This window comes from Thiocapsa imhoffii (assembly GCF_016583985.1).
Lineage (GTDB): Bacteria > Pseudomonadota > Gammaproteobacteria > Chromatiales > Chromatiaceae > Thiocapsa > Thiocapsa imhoffii.
In genome coordinates this window covers 1-5,017 of sequence record NZ_NRSD01000051.1, presented here as the reverse complement: position 1 = coordinate 5,017, position 5,017 = coordinate 1, and the positions used below count along the sequence as shown (strand labels likewise).

7 protein-coding genes are annotated in these 5,017 nt (G+C 61.5%); 5 read left to right on the top strand and 2 right to left on the bottom strand.

Annotated elements, in window-relative coordinates:
* The 4 genes from CKO25_RS20900 to CKO25_RS20240 all read left to right on the top strand — a co-directional run.
* The coding region (locus CKO25_RS20900) for a hypothetical protein (RefSeq protein WP_207162404.1) at positions 1 to 305 on the top strand (305 nt) is incomplete at its 5' end.
* Positions 306 to 543: 238 nt separating this feature from the next.
* Entirely contained in the window at positions 544 to 798 is a 255-nt protein-coding gene (locus CKO25_RS20250; protein ID WP_200389761.1) for a type II toxin-antitoxin system Phd/YefM family antitoxin, read from the top strand.
* The gene (locus tag CKO25_RS20245; protein WP_200389760.1) at positions 791 to 1,051 is read left to right on the top strand and encodes a Txe/YoeB family addiction module toxin; all 261 of its coding nucleotides are present in this window, start codon (positions 791 to 793) and stop codon (positions 1,049 to 1,051) included. The genes CKO25_RS20250 and CKO25_RS20245 overlap by 8 nt, the downstream gene beginning before the upstream one ends.
* Before the next feature lie 131 nt (positions 1,052 to 1,182).
* Positions 1,183 to 1,545, top strand: a complete 363-nt coding sequence (locus CKO25_RS20240; protein ID WP_242467784.1) for an RpnC/YadD family protein — start codon at positions 1,183 to 1,185, stop codon at positions 1,543 to 1,545.
* A 163-nt stretch (positions 1,546 to 1,708) separates the two neighbouring features.
* Here the strand turns inward: CKO25_RS20240 and CKO25_RS20235 are convergent, their stop codons facing one another.
* Together CKO25_RS20235 and CKO25_RS21455 are read right to left on the bottom strand one after the other, a co-directional pair.
* Entirely contained in the window at positions 1,709 to 2,671 is a 963-nt protein-coding gene (locus tag CKO25_RS20235; RefSeq protein ID WP_200389759.1) for an Rpn family recombination-promoting nuclease/putative transposase, read from the bottom strand.
* A 789-nt stretch (positions 2,672 to 3,460) separates the two neighbouring features.
* Positions 3,461 to 3,787: a DUF4351 domain-containing protein gene (locus tag CKO25_RS21455; RefSeq protein WP_242467783.1), complete on the bottom strand. Its 327-nt coding sequence runs from the start codon at positions 3,785 to 3,787 to the stop codon at positions 3,461 to 3,463.
* 383 nt (positions 3,788 to 4,170) lie between these two features.
* Between CKO25_RS21455 and CKO25_RS20225 the strand changes: the two genes are divergently transcribed.
* Entirely contained in the window at positions 4,171 to 4,566 is a 396-nt protein-coding gene (locus CKO25_RS20225) for an RpnC/YadD family protein (RefSeq protein WP_242467782.1), read from the top strand.
* Positions 4,567 to 5,017 lie beyond the last annotated feature (451 nt).

The following is a 5,017-nucleotide window of genomic DNA, read 5'->3' as shown; positions in this document are numbered from 1 at the left end:
CTCCGACCTGTGGGTGGGGGGGGTTCTGGTTGGGGTGGTGGTCTGCTGAGGCCTGGGTCGCCCGCAAGCGGGCTCCGACCGGTTGGGGTCATCCCGATGGCGACGATCGGGGTCATCCGGATGGCGACGATCTCGGTAGGAGCCGGCTTGCCGGCGATGGCAGGGGAACGCTGAGGTGGGCCAAGCGTGACCCTGTCATCAGTCCACCACGTCACGCATCCTGTTCGTCTCGGTTGGCGGGTCGCACGCAAGCGGGCTCCGACCTGTGGGTGGGGGTGGTTCTGGTTGGGGTGGTGGTCTGCTGAGGTCTTGGGTCGCCCGCAAGCGGGCTCCTGATATGGATTGACCTGTCAAGCTTTGTTGTGGCGTATCGTCGGCTTTCAGTGGCATCAGCGAGGGCACCACCACCTTAGGCAGAAGCGAGCAATGCGAATGGGCCAGTCGCATGAGCGTGGTGCTGGCGCACCGACTGAAATCAAACCCTGCTTTACCCGTCGGCACGGGACGCGCATACTTGTACAACCCAACAGACAGGTCACTCCCATGCAAACGATCGCCTTCTCCGACGCCCGTAACCGGCTCAAGGACGTCCTCGATCGCGTGGCCCGGGATGCCGACTACACTATCATCACTAGGCGCGACGCCGATGCGGCGGTCGTCATGTCCCTGGACAGCTTCAACAGCCTGATGGAGACCGTGCATCTGCTCGGCTCCCCGGCAAATGCCACCCATTTGGCCCGCTCGATTGCCCAGTACCGAGCCGGCGAGGTCGAGGAGCGACCACTCCCCGATGACTAGACGCCTCGCGTGGACTGGCGAGGCTTGGTCGGACTACCTCTACTGGCAGTCCCAGGACCGCAAGACCCTGAAACGTCTCAATGCCCTCATCGCCGACAGCCTGCGAACCCCCTTCACCGGTCTCGGCAAGCCCGAGGCCCTGCGCGAGAACCTGTCCGGCTTCTGGTCGCGTCGCGTCGACGAGACCAACCGTCTCGTTTATGCGGTCGACGACGCGTACCTCACGATCATCTCCTGCCGCTACCATTACTGACCGAGCAGGTGGCGCCGCAGGTCTTGCTCATTCGTGCAGATACGTGCTCAGCGCCTCAGGGCCTCGCTCGGCGCGAAAGAGGCCAGGCATCAATGCGACTGACGAGATTTTGCGGCGGCTGGAAGTGGGTGATGAGATTGCCCGAGCCGTTGGAGGATGATTACCATCGGGCGATTCAAGCCATTGAAGAGGCGGAGCAGATGCGATACGTCACCACGGCCGAGCGAATCGGCATGCGCAAGGGGATGGAGCGGGGTATGGAATCCGAACGCACCTTGCTGCAGCGTCTGGCTCGGCGGCGTTTTGGCGATGATGTTGCCGAGCGCGCCGCGGTGCTGTTAGCGCGGATACAGGCGCCGGAGACCCTGGAGCAGCTTGGTGAGGCGCTGCTTGATGATGCGGACGGGGAGGTCTGGCTGACGGCGGTGCAGGCACGGGTTGATGGTGCGGATGATCGGAAGGGCGCTGGGGGAGCGGCGTCGCCGGCCGGGTGACGGCTCGGTTGGCGCGGTCATGTTGGGGTGGCGGTCTGCTGAGGCCTGGATCGCCCGCAAGCGGGCTCCGACCTGTGGGTGGGGGGTGGTTCTGGTTGGCGTCCGCAATGGCGCTCAATTGGGGGTCTCGACGAGGGCGCGTTAGGGTCCCACATCGGAGCCGTCAGTGCAGCACCTCATCAAGACTCTTGGCCTCGAGGATCCGATCGGACCATTGCAGCAGGGTTTTTGGATCGGCCTGGCTGATGCGTTCGCGTACTTGGTTGCTGGGTGGGCCGAAGCGGCGTTCGATGAGGCGCAGGAGGATGGCTGCGCCGCCTTGCTGCATGCCCTGCTGCATGCCCTGCTGCATGCCCTGTTCAATGTAACGGTCGATGAAGGTTTGCATGATGGGGTCTCCGGTGCTGGTTGACTGTTGGAGCAGTTCCCGGACGTCTTGTTCTTCGATGCGCTGTGTGCCTTGGACATAATAGCGCAAGAGGGATTCCAGGATTGCGACGGCGGTGTTCTTGTCCTGCACCTGCTCGATCAGCGCTAGCAGCGTGCGCAGGCGCTCGATGGGTTGATCGTCGAAGATCCAGCGCAGGGCGAGTTGGACCAGACGCGTGAGCACTTGGCCCTTGATCTCGGCATTGGTGCGTGCGGAGAGGTCGACCAGGGCGTAGGTGAATTGTGGCACGAAGGGTGTCATGGTCTGCGGGAGCGGTCCGACCAGTTGCTGAAAGCGGCGGGGCACACGCCATTGACGCTTGCCATGGTAGATGACCAAGGGGTAGATCGCGGGCAGATGCTTGGCCTCGGGGTGTTGCTTGCGATATTGGTCGCCTTCGGCGGTGATGTAGCGCAGCAGTTGCAGCAGCGTCCAGTGCTCGGGGCTGCTTTTGTGCTCGAACAGCAGATAGATGTTCATCGGGCCGTCGCGATGTTGGACGCGATAGACCAGATCCGAATAGGCGGTGCGCAGATCGGAGGAGACGTAGGTGTCTTTGCTGATGTCGAGCGTGTCGAGATGGATCTCGGCGAGCAATTCGGCCGGCAGGTGCCAGCGTAGGAAATCCCGTGCGATCTCGCGGCGGCTGAAGCTTTCGCGAAAAAAGGTATCGTGCGGGGAGGTGATCTCGTCCATGGTGTTGTTTCCAACATGATGAAGCGGACTCTGCCGGATACAAGTTCCAGCTTCGGGAGGACGTAAGAGAGCAGGACCGGGTTAGGGCGGAGGAAACACAGCGATTGCCTGATTAGCCAGCTCCACTGCGATCATTTTTTGTTCGTCCTTACTCAGTTGGCCAACCGACAACATGACTCTTACTCAGCACAAATCTACTGATACGCTCGGACGCGTCAACAACGTCTGAATTCTCTGATCTAGCTGAAAAGCCTGTGAAGATAGCCCATAAGGCTCGTAGGTAGCGAATCACTAAACACCTCCGTGCCGTGGGCTTTACTGGCTTTGCCAAGTCGCCCCGCATAAATGATAACGCCTTTGCCGCTCACGCTAAGCGCAAAAATCCTGTTGGGACCGTTCTCCCACTGCATGCCTATGCTGCCATCCGGTTCGCCCGCGAATTCCGGTAGCGGTATATTCTCTGGGAGAGAGCTGAGCAGCACCAACGCCTCCTCGAATGCACTTGGGGTTACCGCTCTCGCGCCGTACCCGTCCCAGTTTTCCCATCTGCACTCCAGATATATTTCCCCCAAGCTCGCCGAGATCAGCTCGCGCCGATTCCACGTCTCAGAGACTGTATAGAAAGTGTCGCTCAATAGAGCGGAGATTAAATGATGCAACGGAAGCAAATAACCTTTTAGTAAGCAATTTGATTGTGACAGATTTGACGAAGGAGTAAACGCAACGATGCGAGATCAACTTGCGACTCACTCGAACGAGGTTCTCTCTCATAGTCCCACATCGAAGCCGTTAGTGCAGCACCTCATCAAGACTCTTGGCCTCGAGGATCCGATCGGACCATTGCAGCAGGGTTTTTGGATCGGCCTGGCTGATGCGTTCGCGCACTTGGTCGCTGGGTGGGCCGAAGCGGCGTTCGATGAGGCGCAGGAGGATGGCTGCGCCGCCTTGCTGCATGCCCTGCTGCATGCCCTGTTCAATGTAACGGTCGATGAAGGTTTGCATGGTGGGGTCTCCGGTGCTGGTTGACTGTCGGAACAGTTCCCAGACGTCTTGTTCTTCGATGCGCTGTGTGCCTTGGACATCGTAGCGCAAGAGGGATTCAAGGATTGCGACCATGACCTGCCCCCTCAATCCTGGCTCTGTGTTGTCGGTGGTTGCCCAACCTCGAACACATAACCCACGTTGGTTGAGGTCGGGCAGCTCAATCCATGATGTCTACCGGTTGGGGTCATCCCGATGGCGATGATATCGGTAGGAGCCGGCTTGCCGGCGATGGCAGTGGAGCGCCGAGGTGGGCCAAGCGTGACCCTGTCATCAGTCCACCACGTCCCGCATCCTGTTCGTCTCGGTTGGCGGGTCGCCCGCAAGCGGGCTCCGACCGTTTGGGTGGGTGATCGCGCGGCTTCGCCACCGCGACCAAACGCGACCCGGCCGCGCGGCTGGATCGCAAGATCGGGCTGACTCGGCGTTTGTACCGTTGTGGCCTGAGCCGCGACGAGGTGTTGAGTCTGTATGCCTTCATCGATTGGGTGATGAGATTGCCCGAGCCGTTGGAGGACGACTACCATCGGGCCATTCAAGCCATTGAAGAGGCGGAGCAGATGCGATACGTCACCACGGCCGAGCGAATCGGCATGCGCAAGGGGATGGAGCGAGGGATGGAATCCGAACGCACTTTGCTGCAGCGCCAAGCGCGGCGTCGTTTTGGCGATGATGTTGCCGAGCGCGCCGCGGTGCTGTTAGCGCGGATTCAGGCGCCGGAGACCCTGGAGCAGCTTGGTGAGGCGCTGCTTGATGATGCGGACGGGGAGGTCTGGCTGGCGGCGGTGCAGGCACGGGTTGATGGTGGGGATGATCGGAAGGGCGCTGGGGGAGCGGCGTCGCCAGCCGGGTGACGGCGCGGTTGGTGCGGTCATGTTGGGGTTGTGGTCTGCTGAGGCCTGGGTCGCCCGCAAGCGGGCTCCTACCGTTTTGGTGGGTGGGGGTGGTTCTGGTTGGGGTGGCGGTCTGCTGAGGCCTTGGGTCGCCCGCAAGCGGGCTTCCTACCCCTTGGGTCGCCCGCAAGCGGTCTCCGACCGGTTGGGGTCATCCCGATGGCGACGATCGGGGGCATCCGGGTAGCGACAACATCGGTAGGAGCCGGCTTGCCGGCGATGGCAGGGGAGCGCCGAGGTGGGCCAAGCGTGACCCTGTCATCAGTCCACCACGTACCGCATCCTGTTCGTCTCGGTTGGCGGGTCGCCCGCAAGCGGGCTCCTACCGTTTTGGTGGGTGGGGTGGTTCTGGTTGGGGTGGTGGTCTGCTGAGGCCTGGGTCGCCCGCAAGCGGGCTCCTACCGTTTTGGTG

Bases quoted from the DNA above. Each gene is read 5' to 3' on its own strand.
- CKO25_RS20235 (WP_200389759.1), bottom strand. From the start codon at position 2,671: ATGGACGAGATCACCTCCCCGCACGATACCTTTTTTCGCGAAAGCTTC.
- CKO25_RS20245 (WP_200389760.1), top strand. From the start codon at position 791: ATGACTAGACGCCTCGCGTGGACTGGCGAGGCTTGGTCGGACTACCTC.
- CKO25_RS21455 (WP_242467783.1), bottom strand. From the start codon at position 3,787: ATGGTCGCAATCCTTGAATCCCTCTTGCGCTACGATGTCCAAGGCACA.
- CKO25_RS20250 (WP_200389761.1), top strand. From the start codon at position 544: ATGCAAACGATCGCCTTCTCCGACGCCCGTAACCGGCTCAAGGACGTC.
- CKO25_RS20240 (WP_242467784.1), top strand. From the start codon at position 1,183: ATGAGATTGCCCGAGCCGTTGGAGGATGATTACCATCGGGCGATTCAA.